Origin of the sequence: Sedimentimonas flavescens (assembly GCF_019264375.1) — a bacterium.
Taxonomy (GTDB): domain Bacteria; phylum Pseudomonadota; class Alphaproteobacteria; order Rhodobacterales; family Rhodobacteraceae; genus Rhodobacter; species Rhodobacter flavescens.
In genome coordinates this window covers 117,174-140,068 of record NZ_JAHVAI010000010.1, presented here as the reverse complement: position 1 = coordinate 140,068, position 22,895 = coordinate 117,174, and the positions used below count along the sequence as shown (strand labels likewise).

At 65.3% G+C, this 22,895-nt stretch carries 23 protein-coding genes; 10 read left to right on the top strand and 13 right to left on the bottom strand.

From position 1 onward, the window contains the following. Positions 1-20: 20 nt before the first annotated feature. Together ygfZ and KTQ37_RS11370 are read right to left on the bottom strand one after the other, a co-directional pair. Entirely contained in the window at positions 21-758 is a 738-nt protein-coding gene (gene ygfZ / locus KTQ37_RS11375) for a CAF17-like 4Fe-4S cluster assembly/insertion protein YgfZ (protein ID WP_218630632.1), read from the bottom strand. 33 nt (positions 759-791) lie between these two features. Then, entirely contained in the window at positions 792-2,708 is a 1,917-nt protein-coding gene (locus KTQ37_RS11370) for an ABC transporter ATP-binding protein (RefSeq protein ID WP_236021189.1), read from the bottom strand. Between KTQ37_RS11370 and KTQ37_RS11365 the strand changes: the two genes are divergently transcribed. After that, a complete protein-coding gene (locus tag KTQ37_RS11365; RefSeq protein ID WP_218630631.1) occupies positions 2,707-3,912 on the top strand; it encodes a pyridoxal-phosphate-dependent aminotransferase family protein in 1,206 nt (401 codons plus the stop codon). The genes KTQ37_RS11370 and KTQ37_RS11365 overlap by 2 nt on opposite strands. Positions 3,913-3,993: 81 nt before the next feature. On the opposite strand, the gene copM is transcribed toward KTQ37_RS11365, so the two are convergent. Both copM and KTQ37_RS11355 read right to left on the bottom strand, forming a co-directional pair. Beyond that, positions 3,994-4,383 carry a CopM family metallochaperone gene (gene copM / locus KTQ37_RS11360; protein WP_218630630.1) on the bottom strand — a complete coding sequence of 130 codons (390 nt, stop codon included), beginning with the start codon at positions 4,381-4,383 and terminating at the stop codon, positions 3,994-3,996. Between the two features lie 87 nt (positions 4,384-4,470). Beyond that, the gene (locus tag KTQ37_RS11355) at positions 4,471-5,589 is read right to left on the bottom strand and encodes a pyridoxal phosphate-dependent aminotransferase (RefSeq protein WP_218630629.1); all 1,119 of its coding nucleotides are present in this window, start codon (positions 5,587-5,589) and stop codon (positions 4,471-4,473) included. 121 nt (positions 5,590-5,710) lie between these two features. Between KTQ37_RS11355 and KTQ37_RS11350 the strand changes: the two genes are divergently transcribed. Further along, entirely contained in the window at positions 5,711-6,496 is a 786-nt protein-coding gene (locus KTQ37_RS11350; protein ID WP_218630628.1) for a crotonase/enoyl-CoA hydratase family protein, read from the top strand. Positions 6,497-6,510: 14 nt separating this feature from the next. Here KTQ37_RS11350 and KTQ37_RS11345 read toward each other — a convergent pair whose 3' ends face one another. The 3 genes from KTQ37_RS11345 to KTQ37_RS11335 form a co-directional block, all read right to left on the bottom strand. After that, on the bottom strand, positions 6,511-6,756 hold the full coding sequence (locus tag KTQ37_RS11345) for a hypothetical protein (RefSeq protein ID WP_218630627.1): 246 nt from the start codon (positions 6,754-6,756) through the stop codon (positions 6,511-6,513). Positions 6,757-6,760: 4 nt separating this feature from the next. Further along, entirely contained in the window at positions 6,761-9,913 is a 3,153-nt protein-coding gene (locus KTQ37_RS11340; RefSeq protein WP_218630626.1) for a valine--tRNA ligase, read from the bottom strand. A 149-nt stretch (positions 9,914-10,062) separates the two neighbouring features. Then, positions 10,063-10,494: an Lrp/AsnC family transcriptional regulator gene (locus KTQ37_RS11335; RefSeq protein ID WP_218630646.1), complete on the bottom strand. Its 432-nt coding sequence runs from the start codon at positions 10,492-10,494 to the stop codon at positions 10,063-10,065. 226 nt (positions 10,495-10,720) lie between these two features. Here KTQ37_RS11335 and KTQ37_RS11330 point away from each other — a divergent pair, with 226 nt between their 5' ends. Both KTQ37_RS11330 and KTQ37_RS11325 read left to right on the top strand, forming a co-directional pair. Continuing rightward, on the top strand, positions 10,721-11,866 hold the full coding sequence (locus KTQ37_RS11330) for a type III PLP-dependent enzyme (protein WP_218630625.1): 1,146 nt from the start codon (positions 10,721-10,723) through the stop codon (positions 11,864-11,866). A 120-nt stretch (positions 11,867-11,986) separates the two neighbouring features. Then, positions 11,987-13,165 (top strand): DUF2235 domain-containing protein, encoded by a 1,179-nt coding sequence (locus tag KTQ37_RS11325; RefSeq protein WP_218630645.1) that lies wholly within the window; start codon positions 11,987-11,989, stop codon positions 13,163-13,165. Here KTQ37_RS11325 and KTQ37_RS11320 read toward each other — a convergent pair. Continuing rightward, on the bottom strand, positions 13,067-13,558 hold the full coding sequence (locus tag KTQ37_RS11320) for a PaaI family thioesterase (protein WP_218630624.1): 492 nt from the start codon (positions 13,556-13,558) through the stop codon (positions 13,067-13,069). The two genes, KTQ37_RS11325 and KTQ37_RS11320, sit on opposite strands and share 99 nt — an antisense overlap. A gap of 92 nt (positions 13,559-13,650) precedes the next feature. After that, positions 13,651-14,517, bottom strand: coding sequence for a methylenetetrahydrofolate reductase [NAD(P)H] (gene metF, locus KTQ37_RS11315; RefSeq protein ID WP_218630623.1), 867 nt, complete (start codon positions 14,515-14,517; stop codon positions 13,651-13,653). Between the two features lie 91 nt (positions 14,518-14,608). On the opposite strand from metF, the gene KTQ37_RS11310 reads away from it, so the two are divergent. From KTQ37_RS11310 to KTQ37_RS11295, 4 genes are all read left to right on the top strand, one after another. Continuing rightward, a complete protein-coding gene (locus tag KTQ37_RS11310) occupies positions 14,609-15,514 on the top strand; it encodes a LysR family transcriptional regulator (RefSeq protein WP_218630622.1) in 906 nt (301 codons plus the stop codon). A 75-nt stretch (positions 15,515-15,589) separates the two neighbouring features. Beyond that, on the top strand, positions 15,590-16,792 hold the full coding sequence (locus KTQ37_RS11305) for an MFS transporter (protein WP_218630621.1): 1,203 nt from the start codon (positions 15,590-15,592) through the stop codon (positions 16,790-16,792). Between the two features lie 60 nt (positions 16,793-16,852). Beyond that, positions 16,853-17,644, top strand: coding sequence for an inositol monophosphatase family protein (locus KTQ37_RS11300; protein WP_218630620.1), 792 nt, complete (start codon positions 16,853-16,855; stop codon positions 17,642-17,644). 71 nt (positions 17,645-17,715) lie between these two features. Then, entirely contained in the window at positions 17,716-18,087 is a 372-nt protein-coding gene (locus KTQ37_RS11295; RefSeq protein WP_218630619.1) for a hypothetical protein, read from the top strand. A gap of 3 nt (positions 18,088-18,090) precedes the next feature. Here KTQ37_RS11295 and KTQ37_RS11290 read toward each other — a convergent pair whose 3' ends face one another. Beyond that, the gene (locus KTQ37_RS11290; RefSeq protein ID WP_218630618.1) at positions 18,091-18,786 is read right to left on the bottom strand and encodes a glutathione S-transferase family protein; all 696 of its coding nucleotides are present in this window, start codon (positions 18,784-18,786) and stop codon (positions 18,091-18,093) included. A 126-nt stretch (positions 18,787-18,912) separates the two neighbouring features. Here KTQ37_RS11290 and mscL point away from each other — a divergent pair, with 126 nt between their 5' ends. Further along, entirely contained in the window at positions 18,913-19,335 is a 423-nt protein-coding gene (gene mscL, locus KTQ37_RS11285; protein ID WP_218630617.1) for a large conductance mechanosensitive channel protein MscL, read from the top strand. Between the two features lie 53 nt (positions 19,336-19,388). Here the strand turns inward: mscL and ald are convergent, their stop codons facing one another. Further along, the gene (gene ald / locus KTQ37_RS11280; protein WP_218630616.1) at positions 19,389-20,507 is read right to left on the bottom strand and encodes an alanine dehydrogenase; all 1,119 of its coding nucleotides are present in this window, start codon (positions 20,505-20,507) and stop codon (positions 19,389-19,391) included. A 150-nt stretch (positions 20,508-20,657) separates the two neighbouring features. Here ald and KTQ37_RS11275 point away from each other — a divergent pair, with 150 nt between their 5' ends. Next, positions 20,658-21,116 carry an Lrp/AsnC family transcriptional regulator gene (locus KTQ37_RS11275; protein ID WP_218630615.1) on the top strand — a complete coding sequence of 153 codons (459 nt, stop codon included), beginning with the start codon at positions 20,658-20,660 and terminating at the stop codon, positions 21,114-21,116. On the opposite strand, the gene KTQ37_RS11270 is transcribed toward KTQ37_RS11275, so the two are convergent. Both KTQ37_RS11270 and rpsU read right to left on the bottom strand, forming a co-directional pair. Beyond that, a complete protein-coding gene (locus KTQ37_RS11270) occupies positions 21,113-22,561 on the bottom strand; it encodes a TrkH family potassium uptake protein (protein ID WP_218630614.1) in 1,449 nt (482 codons plus the stop codon). The genes KTQ37_RS11275 and KTQ37_RS11270 overlap by 4 nt on opposite strands. A 126-nt stretch (positions 22,562-22,687) precedes the next feature. Beyond that, positions 22,688-22,894, bottom strand: a complete 207-nt coding sequence (rpsU, locus tag KTQ37_RS11265; RefSeq protein ID WP_011748553.1) for a 30S ribosomal protein S21 — start codon at positions 22,892-22,894, stop codon at positions 22,688-22,690. Position 22,895: the final 1 nt, after the last annotated feature.

The window sequence follows — 22,895 nt, the reverse complement described above, 5'->3', positions numbered from 1 at the left end:
GAACGCTAACGATGCCGTGGCTAGGCCAGGTCGCGCCAGATCCGCGCGGCGCCGGCCCGCATCTCGCCCTCTGCACGGTCAAGACGCAAATGCGCAAGGGCCTTTCCGCCCGATTGGGTGAAGAGCGTACCGACCCCGCGCCCATCAGCGGTGATCTCGGTGCCCACGGGCGCAGCACCCTCGATGTGCACGGAGGCGAGGCCCTTGCGCAACTCGACCTTGTGCTTCATCCGCGCGGTGACTTCCTGACCGACGTAACAGCCCTTGCGGAAATCGACGCCGTGCAGGCGCTCGAACCCGGCTTCGAGAATGTAGGTCTCGGGGGTCAGTTCGATCCCGGTCTCGGGGATGCAATGGGCCACGCGGATCGCGTCGAAATCGGTGCCGTCCTCGCCGCCCTGATCGCCGTAAAGCCGCCAGCCCATCGCCGGATGGCGCGGGTCTTGCACCGCGCCGTCGGGGGCGGGGCCGGTGCCGCGAAAAACCTTCAGCGCCGAAGGCGCGATCTGCACATCGGCGCGCAGCTTGTACATCGACAGTCGCCGCACCGTTGCCTCTGCTATCGCAGCGTCGATATCGAGAAGGATCGTCTCGCCCCTCGGCACCAGCAGGAAATCGGCCAGATACTTGCCCTGGGGCGTCAAGAGCGCGGCATAGACCGGCCCCTGAGCCAACTGGCGGACGTCATTGCTGACCAGCCCTTGCAGATAATGTTCCCGGTCTTTGCCGGAAATCTCGTAGATCGCGCGTTCACCCATGATGCCTCCTGCCCCCGATATAGGGGGCGTGCCTTATTCGACCAGTTGCATCCGGCACAGGTCCGCATAGGTGCCGCCCTTGGCCAGCAACTCCTCATGCGTGCCTTCCTCGACGACTTGCCCGGCGACGATGACCACGATCTTGTCGGCAGTGCGCACCGTCGACAGCCTGTGCGCGATGACCAGCGTCGTGCGGCCCTGCGACAGCCCGTCGAGCGCCTGCGAGACTTTCGCCTCGGACGCGGTATCGAGCGCCGAGGTCGCCTCGTCCAAGAGCAGGATCGGCGCGTTGCGCAGCACGGCGCGGGCGATCGCCACGCGCTGACGCTGCCCGCCCGAGAGCGCCGAACCGCGCGGCCCGGCAGGCGTGTCAATGCCGGTGGGCAGGGCTGCGGTGAACTCGGTCACATAGGCAGCGTTCAGCGCCTCCTGCAGCCGCTCGTCGGGCACGTCGGTGCGGCCCAAAAGGATGTTTTCACGGATCGTCTCGTCAAACAGCGCGGCCTCTTGCGCCACGGTCGAGAACATCCCGCGCAGCGCCGCCAGATCGAGCGTTCGGATATCCACACCGCCGATGGTGATGCGCCCCTCGTCGGGGTCGATCAGCCGCGTGAGCAGCGCAAAGACCGTGCTCTTGCCCGCCCCCGAGGGGCCGACCAAAGCGGTGGTCTTGCCGGCCTCGGCCGTAAAGCTCAGCCCGCGCAGGACCGGCGTGCTGTCATAGGCCATGCGCAGATCCTCAAGCCGGATCTCGGTCGAGGCGGGCAGGGCGGCGGGCACTGCCGGGCTGGTGATCGAGGGCGGCGTGTCGAACAGCCGGTAGAGGCGTTCGAGGCTGGCCGCCGCCGCCTGCCAGGTTCCCGCAAGGCCACCCAGACGCCGCATCGGCTGGAAGGCCAGCGCCATTGCCGTGAAGAAAGACATGAACTCGCCCACGGTGCGTTCACCGGAGATGATCTGACGCCCGCCCAATACCAGAACGGCAAAGAAGCCAAAGCCCGTGATGATATCGACCAGGGCCGGGATCAGCGATTGCGAGGCCGCCATCTTGATCTGTGCACGGCGGATGATGGCCACAAGGCGCTCGAATCGACCGGCTTGGTAATCCTCCATCCGGTTCAGCTTGACCGCGTTGATGCCGTGAAACACCTCATCGAGCCGCGTCGCGCGCAGACCCGAGTTTTGCCGCATCTGCCCGGTCTTGCGACGAATGTAGCGCTGCGCCATTACCGTGGGCAGAACCAGAAGCGGCGTTCCGACAAGCGCGGCAAGCGTCCAGACCGGGTCGATCGAGATCGCCACGCCGAAGAGGGCCAGCAGAGAGATGGCATCGCGCCCCGCCCCGGTGATGAAGACGGACCAAACGCCCTGAACGGCGGTGGTGTCGCCCTGCACGCGCTCGATCAGCGCGCCGGGCGGGTTGTGCTGGAAGAACCGCTGGTCGAGCTTCAGGATATGGCGCAAGAGGTCGGCCTGCATCGCGGTCGAGGTGCCAAGCGCGATGCTCGACATCAGGGTGCGCGAGGCGACCGAGGTTACCGCACGTATGACGAACAACCCCATGATCGCGCCGCCGACCCACCAGATCAGACTGGCCTGCCCGGCAACGAAGACGCGGTCGAAAAGCGGCTCCAGCATCCAGCTCAGCCCGCCAAGAGTCGAGCCTTCGATGACCATGAGCAGCATGGCCAGCGCCATCTTGGCCCAATGGCGGCGCAGATAGCCTGTCCACAGCCGAGCAAAGAGGTTGCGCGAAGAATAGGGGTCGGTGCTCTTGGCCAAGACAAGCCTGTCGGTTGAGGGCGCGAAAGGCGCGCGTTTCACGCGGTCTAGCGCGAAACCGCCCCTGCGGGCAAGCAAGCCGCGCAAGGCCGCTGTCCGCCGCCGGGCGTTGACCACGCTCGCGGCGTTCTTTACCGCTTGGTCCATCAGCCCACGGAGACCCCTCATGAGCCTCGCCCACGGCCGCCCCTACCTGGCCATCCCCGGCCCCTCGACCATGCCTGACCGCGTGCTGCGCGCCATGCACCGCGCCGCGCCGAATATCTATGAGGGCGAGATCGTGGACCTCACCGCGACGGTGCTGGCCGATCTGCGCCGCGTCGCGCTGAGCAGCTCGCATGTCGCGATCTACATCTCGAACGGTCATGGCGCATGGGAGGCCGCGATCGCCAACATGTTCTCGAAGGGCGACAAGGCGCTGGTGCTCGCGACCGGGCGCTTTGGTATCTCCTGGGCGGAACACGCACGCGGTATGGGGGTAGAGGTCGAGATGATCGACTTTGGTCGCCGCACGCCCGCCGACCCCGCCCGGCTGGAGGCCGCGTTGCGCGCCGATACCGAACGGCGCATCAAGGCGGTGCTGGTGACTCATGTCGATACCGCCTCGAGCGTGCGCAACGATATTGCCGCGATGCGTGCGGCGATCGATGCGGTGGGGCATCCCGCGCTGTTGGCGGTGGATTGCATCGCCTCGCTCGCCTGCGACGAGTTCCGCTTCGACGATTGGGGCGTCGATGTGATGATCGCGGCCAGCCAGAAGGGGCTGATGGTGCCACCGGGTCTGGGTTTTGTCTGGGTCTCCGACAAGGCGGTGGCGGCCAGCAAGGGCTCCGATCTGGCAACGCCCTATTGGAACTGGCACCCGCGCCTTTTCGCCGAGGCCTATTATCAGCATTTCGCCGGCACTGCGCCGACCCATCACCTTTATGGCCTGGCCGAGTCGCTCAAGATGCTGCTCGACGAAGAAGGGCTGCCGCAGGTCTGGGCTCGGCACGCGGCGCTGGCGCGTGCGGTCTGGGCGGCCTTCGATGCCTGGGGGCAGGGCGGGGAGTTCCGCCTGAACATCCTTGATCCCGCCGCGCGCTCGAATGCGGTCACGGCGGCGCGCATCGGCAACGGTGGCGCGGACCAGCTGCGCGGCTGGTGTGAGCGCGAGGCGGGCGTAACCCTCGGCATTGGCTTGGGCATGACCGAGCCGGGCGCGCCGGATGCGGGCGACTATCTGCGCGTCGCTCATATGGGCCATGTCAATGCGCATATGACGCTTGGCGCGCTTGCAGTGATGGAGGCGGGGCTTCAGGCGCTCTCGATCCCGCATGGGCGGGGCGGGATCGCGGCAGCTGCGGCGGTTCTGGCCGCCACGACGAAATAAGGGCGCGCGGCGGGGCCGGGGGACGGGGCCCCACCGCGGCCAGAGCCCCCGCTGCCACGTGCGGGGGCTATTCGCGAATGCTTAGGGTTGGCCGTTCTTTTCGAGCCACTCGACCATCCAGGCGATCTCGGCTTCCTGCGCCGCGATGATTTCCTCGGCCAGTTTGCGCACTTCGGGATCGTCGCCATATTTGCTGACGATCTTGGCCATCTCGACGGCGCCCTCATGGTGCGGGATCATCGAACGCACGAAATCCACATCCGCGTCGCCGGTCAGAGGCACGGCCATGTCGGCATGCATCTTGGCATTGGCGGCCAGATAGGCCGGGGTCGAAGGCGCGGCATCGGCGGTGGCCTGCACGCTCCCCATCGTCGATCCGGTAGGGCTTTCCTGCGCATAGGCGCCAAAGGCCAGCGCGAAGGCCAGCGGGCTCAGCAAGGCAATACGACGGGCGCGATTGATTCTGCTCATTTTCATCTCCTGTTCGCGTTGGCAGGAGGGTGCTTTCGCGCGGCGCTCCGCGCAAATCACCAAGCAGCGAGGGGTTCGTGATCGGCCTTAACGCGCCTGTGCCGCGCGGGCACGGGCCAGTGCGCCGGGCAGGGCGGCGGCGAAGGCCGCCATCTCGGCCTCGGGTCCGCATGAGATGCGGATACAGCGATCAAGCGGTGCCACGCCGGGCATCCGGGCAAAGATATCGGCGGCTGTCAATTCGGCCAGAACCGCGCGGGCAAAGGCCCCGTCAGCGCCGCAGTCGATGGCCACGAAATTGGTGGCCGAGGGCAGAGGCGTCAGGCCGTTCTCGCGCGCAATCGCCGCGATCTGATCGCGCGAGGCCGCCACGAGGCGGCGCATGAAGGCCTGCCAGGTGCGATCCTGCAAGGCCGCAAGCGCGCCCGCCTGGCTGATCCGGCACATGCCGAAATGGTTGCGGATCTTGTCGAAGGCCGCGATCAGCGGTGCCGCGCCGATAGCATAGCCCACCCGCGCGCCGGCCATCCCATGCGCTTTCGAGAAGGTGCGCATCCGGATCACGCGCGGATCGTCGGGGTCAATCGGCGCCTCCGTGCCCTCGGGGGCAAGCTCGACATAGGCCTCGTCGAGGACCAGAAGGCTCCCCTCGGGCACGCGCTCGACCATGCGTGCGATGGTCTCGCCGGGGTGGTGGGAGGCCATCGGGTTGTCGGGATTGGCGATGTAGATCAGCTTGGGCGCAACCTCGGCGGCCTTGGCCAGCAGCGCCTCGGGGTCCTCGCAGTCGTTGCGGTAGGGAACCTTGTGCAGAACGCCGCCAAAGCCCACGACATGGTAGTTGAAGGTCGGATAGGCCCCGTCCGAGGTCACCACCGTATCGCCCGGCTCGATCACCAGCCGCACAAGGTAGCCCAGAAGCCCGTCGATCCCTTCGCCCACAATGATATTCTCGGGGCGGCAGCCGTGATGCGCGGCCAGCGCCGCTCTCAGGTCATGGTTCTCGGGGTCGCCGTATTTCCACACCTCGCCCGCCGCCGCCGCCATGGCCGCGATCGCGCGCGGCGAGGGGCCGAAGCCGTTTTCATTCGCGCCAAGCCGCGCCTCGAAGGGGCGGCCGCGCAGGCGCTCCTGCGTCTCGGGGCCGACGAAGGGCACGGTCGAGGGCAGTGAGGCGATCAGCGGGGTGAAGCGAGGTCCGGTCATGGCGAAATTGCTACGGGCAAAGCCGAAACCCGGCAAGGGAATTTCGTTGCGTCACCAATGGTCGCACCCATCTCGCGCCCGCGCGGACGGCCCTTATATTGGGATCAAAGAGGAGGATCCCATGGCCACTGTCACGATCGAAGTTCTGGGCGGCATCGCCTATGTCTCGCTCTCGCGCCCCGAGAAGATGAACGCCGTCACCTTCGACATGATCGAGGAACTGATCGCGGCAGGCGAGGAACTGGCCGCGATGCCCGATCTGCGCGCGGTGGTTCTGGCGGGCGAGGGGCGTGCCTTCTGCGCCGGGCTCGATGTGTCGAACTTCGCGCGTCTTGCCATGGGTGGCGCCGAAGAGCTGATCATGCCGCGCAGCCATGGCGAGGCGAACCGTTTCCAGCATTTCTCGCTGATCTGGCGCACGCTGCCGGTGCCGGTAATCGCGGCGCTGCATGGCGTGGTCTTCGGCGCGGGCTTCCAGCTTGCCATGGGCGCCGACATTCGCGTGGCCGCCCCCGCGACACGCCTGTCGATCATGGAGATGAAATGGGGCCTGATCCCCGATATGGGCGGCATGGTGACGCTGCCCGAACTGGTGCGCCCCGATGTGCTGCGCCGCCTGACCTACACCGCCGAAGAGATCGATGCGCCTCAGGCACTCGACTGGGGGCTGGTGACCGAACTGGCCGAAGACCCCTTTGCCCGTGCCTCGCAACTGGCAGAGGCGATCGCCGCGCGCAGCCCCTCGGCCATCCGTGCGGCCAAGCGGCTGATCTCGACGGCCTACGCTGCGCCTGCCGCGCAGGTCTTGCTGGCCGAAAGTCGCGAGCAGGTCGATCTGATCGGCAAGCCTGACCAGATGGAGGTCGTGGCCGCCAATCTTCAGGGACGCGCCCCGGCTTTCGCCTGATCCCCGGCCCGGCGCTATTCGCGGTCGTGCAGATTGCGCTGGACCTGGCGCAGCAGCAGTTCCGACACCCGTGCATTCGCCGCGCGCTGGTCTTCCTCGGTGAGGATCAGCGCGGGCGGGGAACGGCGCGGCGCGAGAGAGCGCACCAGCGGCCGCGTCGGGCGAAGGGTGGTGGCCAGCGCGCGGTAGCGCGCCAGCTCATCCTCGCGGCGCAGGAAGTGCTTCAGCCGCATCCATAGCCGCGCCAGCCAGCCTGGCATGATGTCAGCCAAGCTCCGCCAGACGCTTGACCGCGGCGGCGACCTTGGCGGCCTCTTCCTCGCGGGCGGCAAGGTTGTCGCGGGCCTCCTCGACCACCTCTTCCGAGGCGTTCTCGATGAACTTGGGGTTGCCCAGACGACCGCGCAGCGCGCCTGCCTCTTTCTCCAGCTTCGCCAGCGACTTCTCCAGCCGCGCCTTCTCGGCCTGAATGTCGATCACGCCTTCCAGCGGCAGGCCGAACAGCGCACCCGCGACCGGGATCGAGATCGCCCCCTTCGGGATCGCCGTCTCGGTGACCGAGTCGACGCGCGCCAGACGCAGGATCAGCGCCTCGTTGCGGGCAATGGCGGCGCGGGCGGCCGCGTCGGCCTCGGCCAGAACCATCGGCAGCTTGAGGCCCGCGGGCACGCCCATCTGGGTGCGCGACGAGCGGATCGCGTCGATCAGGTCGATCACCCAGTTCATCTCGCGGTCGGCCTCGGCATCGACCAGCTCGGCGCCATAGCTCGGCCAGTCGCCATGCACCAGCATCTTGGCGCGGCCACCTTCCGGCGCGGTCAGTTCCCACAGCTCTTCGGTGATGAAGGGCATGATCGGGTGCAGCATGGTGTAGCACTGCTCAAGCACCCAACGCATGGTCGCGCGGGTTTCCTCGGCCTGCTCGCCGTCAAAGAGGGGCTTGGCAAATTCTACATACCAGTCGCAGACCTTGCCCCAGACAAAGCCGTAAAGCGCCTGCGCCGCGTCGTTGAAGCGATAGGCCGCGAAGGCCGCATCGACGCTCTCGCGCACCTTGGCGGTTTCGCCAATGATCCAGCGGTTCACGGTATGCGTGGGCTGCGGGATACCTGCCGGGGCCGGGCCTTCGAAGACGCCGTTCATCTCGGCAAAGCGGGTCGCGTTCCAGATCTTGGTGCCAAAGTTGCGATAGCCCGCGATCCGGTCCTTCGAGAGCTTGAGCACCCCCCCAAGCGCCGCCATCGAGGTATTGGTAAAGCGCAGCGCGTCGGCGCCGTATTCGTCGATGATCTCGAGCGGGTCGATCACGTTGCCCGCCGTCTTCGACATCTTCTTGCCCTTCTCGTCGCGGACAAGTTGGTGCAGATAGACGGTATGGAACGGGATCTGATCGACCACTGCCAGTTGCATCATCATCATCCGCGCAACCCAGAAGAAGAGGATGTCGAAGCCCGTGACCAGCACATCGGTCGGGAAGTATTTCGAGGTGCTCTGATCCCAGTTCGGCCAGCCAAGCGTGCCGATCGGCCAGAGCCCCGAGGAAAACCAGGTGTCGAGCACGTCCGGGTCGCGCCAGACCGGATAGACCAGATGCGTCGGGTCCTGGCTTACGGCGTAATCCGCCAGGCTTGATGCCAGGGCCTCGATTGCGGCCTGCTTGTCGGCCACCTCAATCATGCGCGCATGGTTGAGAGGGGTCGGAATGTCGGCAATGTCGTCGCGGAACATCTCGACCACGTCGTCGAAGCCGGCGGCGCAGTGGTAGACGTCATTGCGGTGAAGCATTCCGCCTTCCTGCAACAGGCGGCCCAGTTCCACCTCATCGAGCGCGCCGTCGCCCTCATCATCCTTGAAACCCGGCGCCGACAGGTCGAGGCCATACCACACCGGGATCTGGTGCCCCCACCAAAGCTGGCGCGAGATGCACCAGGGCTCGATGTTCTCCAGCCAGTGATAATAGGTCTTCTCGCCTGCCTCGGGCAGGATCACCGTATCGCCATTGCGCACCGCATCCAGCGCCTTGCCCACGATCTTCTCGGCATCGACATACCACTGATCGGTCAGCATCGGCTCGATGACCACCTTGGAGCGGTCACCGAAAGGCTGCATGATCGGCTTGGCCTCGACCAGGGCCACGAGGCTGGCCTCCTCGTCGCCGCCTTCCTCGCCCTCGGCCGGGGCCTTGCCGGCCGCCTTGCCAAGGCGTGGATCGGTGGCGGGCACCATCACGGCCAGACCTTCGCGGGTGATCGCCTCGACCACCGCCTTGCGCGCATCGAAACGGTCAAGGCCGCGCAGCTCCTCGGGCACCAGGTTCAGCGTATCGACCTCGGTCTCGGTGAACGCGGCCCCGCGCGAGATTTCCATCGCCCGGGTGGCACAGTCCTCATAACTCGCGCCATCCGCGCGCATCTGCCCGCGCGTGTCCATCAGCCGGTAAAGCGGCAGGCCCGCGCGCTTGGCCACCTGATAGTCGTTGAAGTCATGCGCGCCGGTGATCTTCACCGCGCCCGAGCCGAAGGTCGGATCGGGGTATTCGTCGGTGATGATCGGGATCAGGCGGCGATGCTCCTTCGGCCCCACGGGGATCTCGCACAGCATCCCCACGATCGGCGCATAACGCGCGTCCGAGGGATGCACCGCCACCGCGCCGTCGCCCAGCATCGTCTCGGGCCGGGTCGTCGCGATCGAGATATAGTCGCGCTCTTCGGTAAAGAGCACGTTCCCCTCGGCGTCCTTCTCGACATAGGTATAGGTGGCGCCACCCGCGAGCGGGTATTTGAAGTGCCACATGTGACCGGCAACCTCGATATTCTCGACCTCAAGGTCCGAGATCGCGGTCTCGAAATGCGGGTCCCAGTTCACCAGCCGCTTGCCGCGGTAGATCAGGCCCTTGTTATACATCTCCACGAAGACCTTGATCACCGCGTCATGGAAATTGCCCTCTTCACCCTCGGGCGCATTCGGGGCGCCCGACATGGTGAAGGCATTGCGCGACCAATCGCAGGACGACCCCAGCCGCTTGAGCTGGTTGATGATCGTCTGACCGTATTTGCCCTTCCATTCCCAGACCTTGCCCAGGAATTCTTCGCGGCTGAAATCGGTGCGCTTCTGGCCCGATTTCGCCAGCTCGCGTTCGACCATCAACTGGGTCGCGATACCGGCATGGTCCTGCCCGGGCTGCCAGAGCGTGTCATAGCCCCGCATCCGGTGCCAGCGGGTCAGGATGTCCTGAATGGTGTTGTTGAAGGCATGGCCCACATGCAGCGCCCCGGTGACGTTCGGCGGCGGGATCATGATGCAGAAGGTCTCCTCGCGCGAGGCATTGGCCCCCGCCTTGAAGGCCCCCGCCTCTTCCCACTTCGCATAGATACGCGGCTCGGCCTCGCGCGCATCGAAGGTCTTTTCCATCGTCATCGGTCACGTCCTCATTCGGCTTGAGGCTCTTTAGCGCGCAGGCCAGACAAGGAAAAGCCTTTCCCGCATGGCCCGGACACCCCGCCCCCCTTCAATGTGGTCAAAATATCCCGCGGGGGTCCGGGGGCGCGAAGCCCCCGGCCTTGCCCTCAGACCGCGCGATCAAGCTTTGTCGACAGATGGATCAGGCTCTCGGTGCTTTGCACCCCGGGGATCCCCCCGATATCGTCGAGCACCTTGTCCAGCTGCTGGGTCGAACTCACCGCCAGTTGCAGCAACAGGTCGACCCGCCCCGAGGTCGTCAGGACGCGCTCGACCTCGGGGATGGATTTCAGACGGCTCAGGATGGCGGCCTGGGCGCGCGGCTCGATCTCCAGCAGGGCGCTGGCGCGCAGGCGGCCCGCCCGCGCAGCCTCGCCCAGCTTGACCGTGTAGCCTGCGATCACGCCGCTCGTCTCCAGCCGCTCCAGCCGCGCCTGAACCGTCGAGCGCGCCACCTTCAGCCGCCGCGCCAGCGTCGAAAGCGACATCCGCGCATCCGAGGACAACAGCCCGATAATCGCCTGATCCAGCTCATCCATCATACGCACCCAAAAATATGACCGAAATTTTCGTCATTATAACGAAAATTTCCGACGAATATACCTATTTGATCGGTGAGATTGTACAGCACCTGCCGCAACATGAAAGGACAGGAAAAGGGCGGCTCAAACGCACCTGCCTGGGCTTGGTTGAAACGCGTAAGCGCTCTCCGAACCCGCTATGGGGCAAGAGAAGGCTGCTACTCATTGGGTAAGGGAGAAACCAATGGGACTGTCGAACACGATCTGGGCAAATCCCGCCGAGGTCATCCGGCTCAAGCGGCCGGACCATCCGGTGCTGGTTTTCGCACCGGCCGCGCTGCAGGCGACTGCCCGGCGCTTTATCAAGGGTTTTCCGGGGGTCGTGACCTATGCGGTCAAGTCGAACCCCGACGAGATGGTGATCCAGAACCTCGCCGCGGCGGGGGTGACGGGCTTTGACGTGGCCTCGCCTTGGGAGATTGACCTCGTTCGTCGCCTCGCACCCGGCGCGGCGTTGCATTACCACAATCCGGTGCGCGGCCGCGATGAGATCGCCCATGCCGTCGCGGCCGGGGTCAAGACCTGGTCGGTCGATTCTGTCTCGGAACTCGACAAGCTGATCGGCATGGTTCCGACCGACGGCTGCGAGATCTCGGTGCGCTTCAAGCTCCCGGTCGAGGGCGCGGCCTATAACTTCGGCGCCAAATTCGGCGCGACGGCCGATGTCGCGGCGATTCTGCTGCGCCGCGCGGCGGCGGCGGGCTACATCCCCTCGCTGACCTTCCACCCGGGCACGCAATGCACCGACCCGATGGCCTGGGATACCTATATCCGTGCGGCCGCCACGATCTGCGCCGAGGCCGGCGTCAAGGCGCACCGGCTCAACGTCGGCGGCGGCTTCCCCAGCCATCGCCAGCAGGCGCTGGCCCCCGCGCTCGAAGACATCTTCGCCCTGATCGACAGCGTCGCAACCGAGGCCTTTGGCGCCGACCGCCCGATCTTGGTATGCGAGCCGGGCCGTGGCATGGTGGCCGAGTCCTTCAGCCTGATCGCCCGCGTCAAGGCGCTGCGCGACGAGGCGCATGTCTTCCTCAATGACGGGGTTTACGGCAACCTCACCGAGATGCCGCAGATTGGCAATATCGACCGCGTCTCGGTCCATGCCCCCGATGGCCGCCCGCGCATGGCCGCGCCGATCCGCCGCGTCGTCTTCGGACCGACCTGCGACTCGCTCGACCGGCTGCCGGGTGAGCTGCTGCTGCCGGGCGATCTGGCCGAGGGCGATTACCTCGTGTTCAAGGGCATGGGCGCCTACAGCACCGCCACGAACACGCGCTTCAATGGCTTTGGTCAGTGCGAGATCGAAACCGCCCTTTCGCTGGTCGGTTAAGTCTCTTCACCACATCGTAAATGACCTGCAAGGGACCTTGCCCTATAGTGAAGGGTAAGGTCCTTTCAATTTGGTCGGTGGGATGTCCGAAGGCGTGGTCAGTCGGAAAGCGGTGTGCTCATGCGGGGCGTGATCGAGCACATCTTTTCCGCGTTCCGGCGGCGTGGCACCGGAGAGCCCGCAGCCTCTCCGCAGGTACATGGGCGCGAGCCGGTCGATCACGTGATCCTGCTCGATGGCACGATGGGCACGCTCAACCCCGAGCGCATCACTTCGGTCGGCATTCTCTACCGCTTCCTGCGCCGCTCGAACCCGAGGCTGTCGCTCTATTACGGTAAGGGCCTGCAATGGCGCGAGTGGCGCGAGTTGCGCGATGTCTGGCTGGGCTGGGGGGTGAACTGGCAGATCCTGCGCGCCTATGGCTGGCTTGCGATGCGCTACCGGCCCGGAGACCGGATCTTTCTGCTGGGCTATTCGCGCGGGGGCTTTGCCGCGCGTTCGCTGGCCGGGCTGATCGACCGCGTGGGCCTGCTGCGCACCGATCACGCGACCGAGCGCAACGTCCATCTCGCCTGGCGCTATTATGAGGCGGTCGAGCCGCCCCGCGTCGCGCCCGTCTTTCGCCGCAAGTTTTGCCATTCTGAAACGCATATCGAGATGGTCGGCGTGTTCGACACGGTCATGGCGCTTGGGATACAGGTTCCGTTCCTGTGGGTGCTGAGCGAGCCGCGCTACCGCTTTCACGATCACAACCTCGGACCCTCGGTCAATCACGCCTATCAGGCGCTGGCGCTCGATGAGACGCGCTCGGTGCTGGAGCCTTTGATCTGGGGCACCGGGGAAACCGGCGCCGACCGGATCGAGCAGGTCTGGTTCCGCGGCAGCCATGGCGATATCGGCGGGCAACTCAACGGATTTGAGGCGGCGCGACCGTTGGCCAATATCCCGCTTGTCTGGATGCTCGAGCGCGCCGAGGCGCTTGGCCTGACGCTGCCCTCGGGCTGGCAAGAGGAATTCCCGACCGACCCGCAGGCGCCCTCCGTTGGATCGTGGCGCAGTTGGGGCCGGCTCTTCCTGTTCCGCGCGCCGCGTGTCGTGGGCCGTGACCCGTCTGAACGGATCCATGAAAGCGCCATCGGTTCGCGGCGCAACTGGCGCACGATCCTGCTGCCTTCGGTCCTGCGACGCCGGGCTGGCGTTTCAGATCGGGTCACCCATGATGAAGCAGGTCGTCGAACCGGTGGCGTAGAGCTTGCCGTCGGCGACGCCGCGGATCTCGCCCCGGGCGACCCCGGTTGAACGGCCGATATGCATCACCTCGCCGATGCCGACGATCTCAGTGCCGATCGGGATCGCGCGCAGCATGTTGACCTTGTATTCGAGCGTCGTCTGATACTGCCCGCGCGGCAGGCCCGAGACGATGGCGCAGGTCATGCAGGTGTCCATGATCACCCCGTACCAGCCGCCATGCACCCCGCCGAAAGCGTTCGAATGCTGAAAGAGGGGGGTGCCTGTGACTTCGACCCGACCCCGCTCAACCGCAGTGAACCGATAATTCGCGCTGCGCGCGAGGGTCGTCGTGGGGACCTCGCCGGCCAGCATCTTGCGCATATGTTCATAGCCGGAAACCGCGCGAATCTCCTCGATGCTCAGGAAATCGGCGGGGCTTTCAGCAAATAGAGGATCGGTCATGTGGTTCTCCCTTTGCCGCAACGTAACCTGCGCGTCGGCAGCGAAAAGGGGGCCGAAGCCCCCTTGCGCAAGTTCCGTTACGTCACGACCGTTCAGGCGACGTTTTCGAGCACCGTCGCCGGTGCCACGCCAAGCGCGTGGCACACATCGCGCGTCAGCTGCGGGCGGTTGAGCGTGTAGAAGTGCAGATCTTCCACGCCGCCACGGATCAGATCGTCGCAAAGCTCGGTGCAGAGCGCGGTGGCCAGCAGCTGCTCGCGCCCGTCGCGGGTCGCGGCCTCGAAAGCCTCTTCCACCCAGGCCGGGATCGAGGTGCCGCAGCGCTGCGCGAAACCCTTGGCGCCTTTCCAAGACTGGATCGGCAGGATGCCCGGGATGATCTTGGCGTTGATGCCTTCCTTCTCGCAGGCGTCGCGGAAGCGGAAGAAGGTCTCGGCCTCGAAGAAGAACTGGGTGATGGCCGAGGTCGCGCCAGCCTCCACCTTGCGCTTGAGCCAGCGCACATCGGCGAAGGTGTCGGCGGCTTCCGGGTGCGGCTCGGGGTAGGCGCCGCAGCGGATGGCGAAACGACCGTCGGCGGCCAGCGCCTCGATCAGCTCGACCGAGGAGGCAAAGCCCTCGGGATGCGGCACGAAACCGGTCGAGCCCTTCGGCGGATCGCCCCGCAGCGCCACGATCTCGGTCACGCCGGCCTCGGCGTAGGAATTCACGATCTCCAGCGTCTCGGCCTTGGTGGCATCGACGCAGGTCAGGTGCGCGGCGACGTTCAGACCGTAGTTCTTGTGGATGGTGCCAACCGCTTCATGGGTCAGCTTGCGGGTGGTGCCGCCCGCGCCATAGGTGACCGACACGAAGTTCGGTTGCAGCGGAGCCAGCATCTGCACCGTCTCCCACAGGCGGAACGACGCATCCAGCGTCTGCGGGGGGAAGAACTCAAAGCTGATCTTCGGCGTGGTCATGATGGCATCCTTTCGTTGCGCCCCTTGTGCCTGATTCTGGGATGTGAGACAAATTCATAATCCTCAAGAAGGTTATGAGGCGCGCAACAAGATGCATCTTGAGTTTCGACACCTGCGGACGATCAAGGCGATCCATGACGCTGGCGGCCTCGCGCGCGCGGCGGGGATACTGCATATCACCCAGTCGGCCCTGTCGCATCAGGTGAAAGGGCTTGAGGATCAGGCCGGGGTCGAGCTGTTCGTGCGCCGCTCGAAACCGCTGCGCCTGTCGGCGGCGGGGATGAAGCTGCTTCGGCTGGCCGAGCGCATCCTGCCCGAGATCGACGCGGTCGAGCAGGAGTTCGACGCCCTGCGCAAGGGCCGCGCCGGGCGGCTGCATATCGCCATTGAATGCCATGCCTGTTTCGACTGGCTTTTCCCGGTGCTCGAACAATTCCGCCGCGCTTGGCCCGAGATCGACATCGACATCCGCCCGGGTCTAGCCTTCAACGCGCTGCCCGCGTTGGCGCGTGAAGAGGTCGATCTGGTGATCTCCTCCGACCCGGAAAAGATCGAGGGCATCGTCTTCAACCCGCTCTTCGATTACTCGCCCACCTTCATCGCCGCCTCGAACAGCCCGCTTGCCGCCAAGCCCTATGTCGTGGCCGAGGATTTCGCGGACCAGACCCTGATCACCTACCCGGTGGACCGCTCGCGCTCGGATGTGTTCACGCAGCTGCTGACCCCGGCGCGGGTGGAACCCAAGGCCCATCGCAAGGTCGAACTGACGACCGTGATCCTGATGCTCGTGGCCTCGGGGCGCGGTGTGTCGGTGCTGCCCGACTGGGTGCTGCGCGAGGTGAAATACCAGCCCGACTACATCACCCGCCCGGTGACCGAGAAGGGCCTGACCAAGCGCCTCTATGCCGCCACGCGCGAGGAAGACGCGACCGAGCCCTATATGGCGCATTTCCTGCGTCTTGCGCGGACCGAGCCCGTCAAGCTCCAGCGCGCCTGATGTAATCGGCACAATTCTGTGCGTGACGAGGGGGCAGGTGCGTCCTACATCGGTTGCAATCCGAGGGACATTCCGATGACCGCCATTCCGCAGCCGACCCGCGCCACCAGCGCGACCGTCTTCCCGATCCTGATCGCGATCAGCCTGTGTCACATGCTCAATGATGTGATGCAGTCGATGCTCTCGGCGATTTACCCGATGCTGAAGGCGGATTTCGCGCTCGATTACTGGCAGATCGGGATGATGACGCTGGCCTTCCAGGGCACGGCCTCGCTGTTGCAGCCCGCCATCGGGATCTTCACCGATGCGCGCCCGCAGCCATGGTCACTGCCGGTAGCCTCGGCCTCGACCTTCTGCGGGGTGCTGGTGCTGGCCTTTGCGCCCAGCTACCCGGTGCTGATCTTGGGTGCGATGCTGATCGGGATCGGCTCGGCGATCTTCCACCCCGAAAGCAGCCGCGTGGCGCGTCTGGCCTCGGGCGGGCGCTTTGGGCTTGCGCAATCGGTGTTTCAGGTGGGCGGCAATTTCGGCACGGCCATCGGGCCGCTGCTGGCGGCCTTCATCGTGCTGCCGCTCGGGCGCGGCTCGGTTGCGCTGTTTGGCATTCTGGCGGTGATCGCGGGCACGGTGCTGGTGCGCGTCAGCCGCTGGTACGGCGGCGTGCTTGGTGACCGTGTGCGCCGGGCGGGCGACAAGACCCTGCCGCTGCCGCGCAATCGGGTCGTGGTGGCGCTGTCGGTGCTGGCCTTCCTGACCTTCACCAAGAATATCTACATGGCCTCGATCAGCTCTTACTACACCTTCTACCTGATCGAGACCTTCGCGGTGGATACCCGCACGGCGCAGCTGATGCTGTTTTTATTCCTCGGCGCGGTGGCGGCGGGCACGGTGCTAGGCGGGCCTGTGGCCGACCGCTGGGGTCCGATGACGGTGATCTGGATCTCGATCCTGGGCGTTCTGCCCTTCACGCTGGCGCTGCCGCATGTGGGGCTGGTGGCCTCGGGCGTGCTTTTGGTGCTGATCGGGTTGATCCTCGCCTCGGCCTTCTCGGCCATCGTCGTCTTCGCGCAAGAGCTGCTGCCGGGCCGAGTGGGCATGGTGGCGGGCATCTTCTTCGGCCTCGCCTTCGGCATGGGCGGGATCGCCGCGGCGGCGCTTGGGGTGCTGGCCGACCACTACGGCATTCGCATGGTTTACCTGATCTGCTCGGCCCTTCCCGCGATGGGCGTGCTGACGATCCTTCTGCCCAAGCGATGCGAGTTCATCACCGGCAGCTGACCCCTTGGAATCTCGGCGCGCCTTGTGTATGGCGAGCCCTTGAGCCAAAGGAGCCCCCCGATGCAAGGCAGCGCAAACCTCAACCTGATGATCAAGGCAGCCCGCAAGGCTGGCCGCTCGCTGGTCAAGGACTTCCGCGAAGTCGAGAACCTTCAGGTCTCGTCCAAGGGTCCGGGGGATTTCGTGTCGAAAGCCGACCGTGAGGCCGAGCGCATCATCAAGGAAGAGCTGCGCGGCGCGCGCCCGTCCTATGGCTGGCTGGGTGAGGAAACCGGCGAGGATGCGGGCGAAGACCCGACCCGCCGCTGGATCGTCGATCCGCTCGATGGCACCACCAACTTCCTGCACGGCCTGCCGCATTGGGCCGTCTCGATCGCGCTTGAGCATAAGGGCGAGGTTGTCGCCGGGGTGATCTTCGACGCGGCCAAGGATGAGCTTTACTACGCCGAAAAGGGCCTTGGCGCCTTCATGAACGAGACCCGCCTGCGCGTCTCGGGCCGCCGCAACATGATCGAGTCGATCTTTGCGACCGGTGTGCCTTTCGGTGGCAAATCGACCCTGCCCGCCACGCTGCAAGACCTTGCGCGTCTGATGCCGGTCTGCGCCGGTGTGCGCCGCTTCGGCTCGGCGGCGCTTGACCTCGCCTATGTGGCCGCAGGCCGCTATGAAGGTTACTGGGAGCGCGGCATCAATCCGTGGGATATGGCTGCGGGCCTGATCCTCGTGAAGGAAGCCGGCGGTTTCATCGGCCCGGTGCGCGAGGGGCGCGACATCTTCGAAAGCGGCTCGGTCATCGCGGCCAATGCCGAGATGTTCGAACCCATGTGCAAGATCCTGCGCCAGCCCGCCTGAGTCGGGCTCCGTTCACCACTTGTTCACTTTGATCTGAGAGCCTGCCCGCAGAAACGATCTGCGGGGGGATAATGTCTGACGGGGCGAACTGGATCGGTATCGAGCGGGTGTTCACCCTGCCCGAGGATGCAATCGACGCAGCGGTCGAAGAGTTTTCGCGCGCGGCTGGCGACATGGCCCGCTGCGCGGCGGCCGAGGCCGTGGCCACGGGGCGCGTGGCGGCCTTGCGCGCGCTTCTGGATCAGTTTTCTGCCGCGCAGGAACGGGCCAACGCATCCGAAGCCGAGGCCCTGCGAGCCGCCCTTGCAGCGCTGCGCGACGATCTGGCCTCGCTTGAACAAACCCTGCCGCTGGAGCGCGCTTTCCATGCCGATGAGCGTGATCGCGCCCGCGCCCGGATGGCGCAGGCCCGCGCGCAATTGCGTGCGGCGATTCCCGGCTGACCGTTAGTCGCGCCGGGGCGTGTTCAACCCGCGCTGCACCGCCGGGCGGGCCAGGAACCGGTCGAGATAGCCGGGCACGTTGCACAACTGATCCCATCCCGCGATATCCGCCGCCTTGTAGCCGTCACGAAGCGCGCGCAGCCAGGGTGCGATGGCGATATCCGCGATCGAGTAATCCCCGACGATCCACTCCTTCCCCTCAAGCGCTGCGTCGAGCAGCTTGAGTTCGCGCTCGACCTCGGCGCGGAAGCGCTCCTTGGGGCGCGGGTCTTCGATCTCGCGCCCGGCGCCGGTGTGATAATAGGCCAGTTGGCCGAACATCGGGCCGACGAAGCTCATCTGGAACATCAGCCATTGCAGGATCGGATAGCGATCCTGCGCGGGCAGGAGGCGCCCGGTCTTCTCGGCCAGGTAAATCAGGATCGCGCCGCTCTCGGTCAGGGTCTGGGGCTGCCCGCCGGGGCCGTTCGGGTCGATGATCGCCGGGATCTTGTTGTTCGGGTTCAGCGCGGTGAACTCGGGCGAGAATTGCTCGCGCTCCTCGAACCGGACGTGATGGGCCTCATAGGGCAGCCCGATCTCTTCAAGCATGATCGACACCTTGACCCCGTTTGGGGTGGGGCGGGAGTAAAGCTGGATCGCCGAAGGATCGGTTGCGGGCCAGCGTTGCGTGACGGGATGGCGGGCAAGGTCGAACATGAAAACCTCCTGACGCGGGGATGTGACGTGCGAAATTCCCCCTACGGTAAAGATGCAGTCGGTTTGGAATCATGCTACCCCTTACGGGTCGCGACCAAACGACGCGGCACTGTTCAGGGGCAAGAAATGATCAAAGAGTTCAAGAATTTCATCGCCAAGGGCAATGTCATGGACATGGCCGTCGGTATCATCATCGGCGCGGCTTTTACCGCGATCGTGACTTCGCTGGTCTCGGACCTGATCAACCCGATCATCGGGGTTGTCACCGGCGGGCTCGACTTCTCCAATCTCTTCGTGAATCTGGGCGAGGGTGAGTTCCCGTCGCTGGCTGCGGCGCGCGAAGCCGGTGCGCCCGTCTTCGCCTATGGCGCCTTCTTCACGGCGGTCATCAACTTCCTGATTATCGCCTTCGTGGTGTTCCTGCTGGTCAAGGCGGTCAACCGCATCAAGGACGCGGCCGCCGCGCCCGAGGAACCCGCGCCGGCCGCGCCCGCGGGCCCGACCGAGTTGGAGGTTCTGATGCAAATCCGCGACGCGCTGCAAAAGTAAGCCACTCGGATCGCAGAATGGAAAAGGCCCGGTCTTTCGACCGGGCCTTTCGCTTAGACGGACAGCGCCTCGTGCGCGGTGATGAACGGCATCCCGAGCGCCTCGCCCACCGGCGGGCAGGTGATGTGGCCCGCGTGCACGTTCAGACCGGCCAGCAGATGCGGGTCTTCGTAGCAGGCCTGCTTCCAGCCCTTGTTCGCCAGCGCCAGCATAAAGGGCAGCGTCGCGTTGCCAAGCGCCAGCGTCGAGGTACGGGCAACCGCGCCCGGCATGTTCGCCACGCAGTAGTGCATCACGCCATCGACTTCGTAGATCGGGTCCTGGTGGGTGGTGGCGTGCGAGGTCTCGCAGCAGCCGCCCTGGTCGATCGCGACATCGACGATGACCGCGCCGGGCTTCATGGTCTTGAGCATGTCGCGCGTCACCAGCTTGGGCGCGGCGGCGCCCGGGATCAGCACGGCGCCGATGACCATATCGGCCTGCGAGACAAGCTCGGCCGTGGTGGCGCGGCTCGAATAGGCGGTGCGGAAGGTCTTACCGAACATGTCGTCAAGCTGGCGCAGGCGCGGCAGCGAGCGGTCGAGAACGGTCACATCGGCGCCCATCCCGGCAGCCACGCGGGCCGCATGGGTGCCCACAACGCCGCCGCCGATCACGACGACCTTGGCCGGGGCAACGCCCGGAACGCCGCCCATCAGCACTCCGCGGCCGCCATTGGCCTTTTGCAGGGTGTAGGCGCCGACCTGCGGGGCCAGCTTGCCCGCAACCTCGGACATCGGCGCCAGCAGCGGCAGGCCGCCGTTGCGGTCGGTCACGGTTTCATAGGCGATGCAGGTGGCACCCGATTTGATCAGGTCCTTGGTCTGCTCCGGATCGGGGGCCAGGTGCAGGTAGGTGAACAGGATCTGGCCGGGGCGCAGCATGGCACGCTCGACAGCCTGCGGCTCCTTGACCTTCACGATCATGTCGGCTTCGGCAAAGACGGCAGCGGCGTCCGGCAGGATCTGGGCGCCCGCGTCGACATAGTCGGCATCTGCGAAGCCCGAGCCCATGCCCGCGCCAGCCTCGATCAGCACTTCATGGCCGTTCGCAACGGCCTCGGTGGCCGCGCCCGGCGTCATGCCCACGCGGAATTCTTGCGGCTTGATTTCGCGCACGCATCCGATTTTCATTTGGTATCCTCCCTAGATCATCGCGATCTGTATGCGGACAATCCTGCGCGCTTTTCGCCGCAATTGTATTGAATTCCTGTTGCGATTTTGGGCTATTTCCGATGATATGTTCGGATTAACGCCATTTTGGCCGGAGAAAATTGCGCAATCATGACGCTTGACGCCACAGATCGCCGAATCTTGACCGTGCTGCAAAAGCAGGGCCGCATCTCGAATGCGGAACTGTCCGAGCGGGTGAATCTCTCGGCTTCGGCCTGCCATCGCCGGGTGCAGCGGCTGGAGGAGGACGGCTATATCCGCGATTACGTGGCGCTGCTCGATACCCGCAAACTCGGGCGTCCGACAACGGTCTTTGTCGAGATCACCCTATCGGGGCAGGCCGATGAGGTGCTTGAGGCCTTCGAACGCGAGGTCAAGAAAATCCCCGACGTGCTGGAATGCCACCTGATGGCGGGCTCGGCCGATTACCTGCTGAAGGTCGTGGCCGAGGATACCGAGGATTTCGCGCGCATACACCGCGCCAAGCTGGCGCGGCTGCCGGGCGTGCAGGGGATGCAGTCGAGCTTTGCGTTGCGCACGGTCTTCAAGACCACTGCCCTGCCCGTCTAGTCGCGCCAGAAGCGCGGCAGGGCCAAGACCAGGATTGCCAGCAAGCCAAGCCGCCCCAGCAGCATCGCCAGCGTCATCAGCCAGGTCGCCGTGTCGTTGAAATCGACCATGGTTCCGGTGCGCGTGACCATCGGCCCGATGCCGAAACCGATATTGCCGATGCAGCCCCAGATCGCGAACAGCGCCGAGGTCAGATCAACCCCGGCCATGGACATCGCGACCGAGAGCACGCCAAGCGTCAGGATATAGCCGGTGACATGCAGCATCAGTGGGTAAAGCGTGGTTTCATCCAGCGCCTTGCTATCGTAGCGCGGCTGAATAACCCGATGGGGGGAGTGAAGCTGCCGCACACTGGTGCCGATGGCTGCCAGCACGATCTGCACCCGAAACACCGAAAGCGCGCCCGAGCTGGACCCCGTGCAGCCGCCCACCAAGCCCAGCAGGAAGGCCAGGACCAGCGCGAAGGGCCCCCAGGTCTCGATCCCGGAAACGCCGAAGCCGGTGCCGGTCAGCACCGAGGCGAAGTTGAACGCGGTTTCGCGGAAGATCTGCTCGAATGAGGTATCTTCGCGGACCGCGCGATAGGCCGACATCATCACGCAGAAATAGACGAACCAGCGCAGGAAGGCGCGCACTTGCGAGTCGCGCCAGAGCGGCTTGGGCTGTCCCTGCATCAGCTGGAAGAAACGGATGTAGGGCATCGCGCCCAGAAGCATGAAGACGAGGCCTGCATATTGCGCTGCGGGCGACCAGATCGCGAAGTTCGCGTCATAGGTGCCAAAGCCACCCGTCGCGATCGCCGCCATGGCGTGGACCACCGCATCGAGCACCGGCATCCCGCAGAGCAGAAAGATCAGCGCGCACAGGATCGTCAGGCCCGTGTAGATCTGCAGCAGCGAGATCGCGATATCGCGGGCGCGCGGCAGCACCTTGCCAAGCGTGTCGAAGCCTTCCGTCTGGAAATAGCGCATCCCGCCGATACGCATGACCGGCAGAAAAATCATCGCGACGAAGGCGATGCCCAGTCCGCCCGTCCAATTCAGCATACCTCGCCACAGCACGACCGATCTTGGCAGTTCCTCAAGCTTGACGAACACGGTGTAACCGGTGGTGGTGATGCCAGAGACGGCCTCGAAATAGGCATCGGCATAGCTGACATCGGGCTTGCCCAGGATGAAGGGCAGCGCGCCGAAGGCCGGAACGATCAACCAGATCGCAGCGGTCAGCAGGTAGGCCTGGCGCAGCGTCAGCCCCTTGCCGCGATCCACCCGCGAGGCAAGCGCCAGCAGCGCACCGAAGAGAATCGTTATGATCGCGGCTTCGAAGACCTGCGCCCAGTTCGGATCGGAAAGCGACAGGTCCAGCCCGGCGGGGGCGAGCATGGTGACCCCGAGCGCCAGCAGAATAAGGCCTAGATGATGAAAGACGGGGCCGAAATCGGGCATGATGCGGAACCCTGAGTGCGGCCGCGACACAAGCGCAATTCACGACCGCGTGAGAACCAAAAAACCCCCGATGGCCGGGCCACGGGGGTTGATCGGTGCGGATAAACCGCCAGCATTTTCAGGAGCTTAGAGAGCGCCTTCACGCTGGGCCTTCTTGCGTGCCAGTTTACGGGCACGACGGACGGCTTCAGCTTTCTCGCGCGCTTTCTTAACCGAAGGCTTCTCGAAATGCTGCTTGAGCTTCATTTCACGGAAAACCCCCTCGCGCTGAAGTTTTTTCTTCAGAGCACGAAGCGCCTGTTCGACGTTGTTGTCGCGAACGCTGACCTGCATG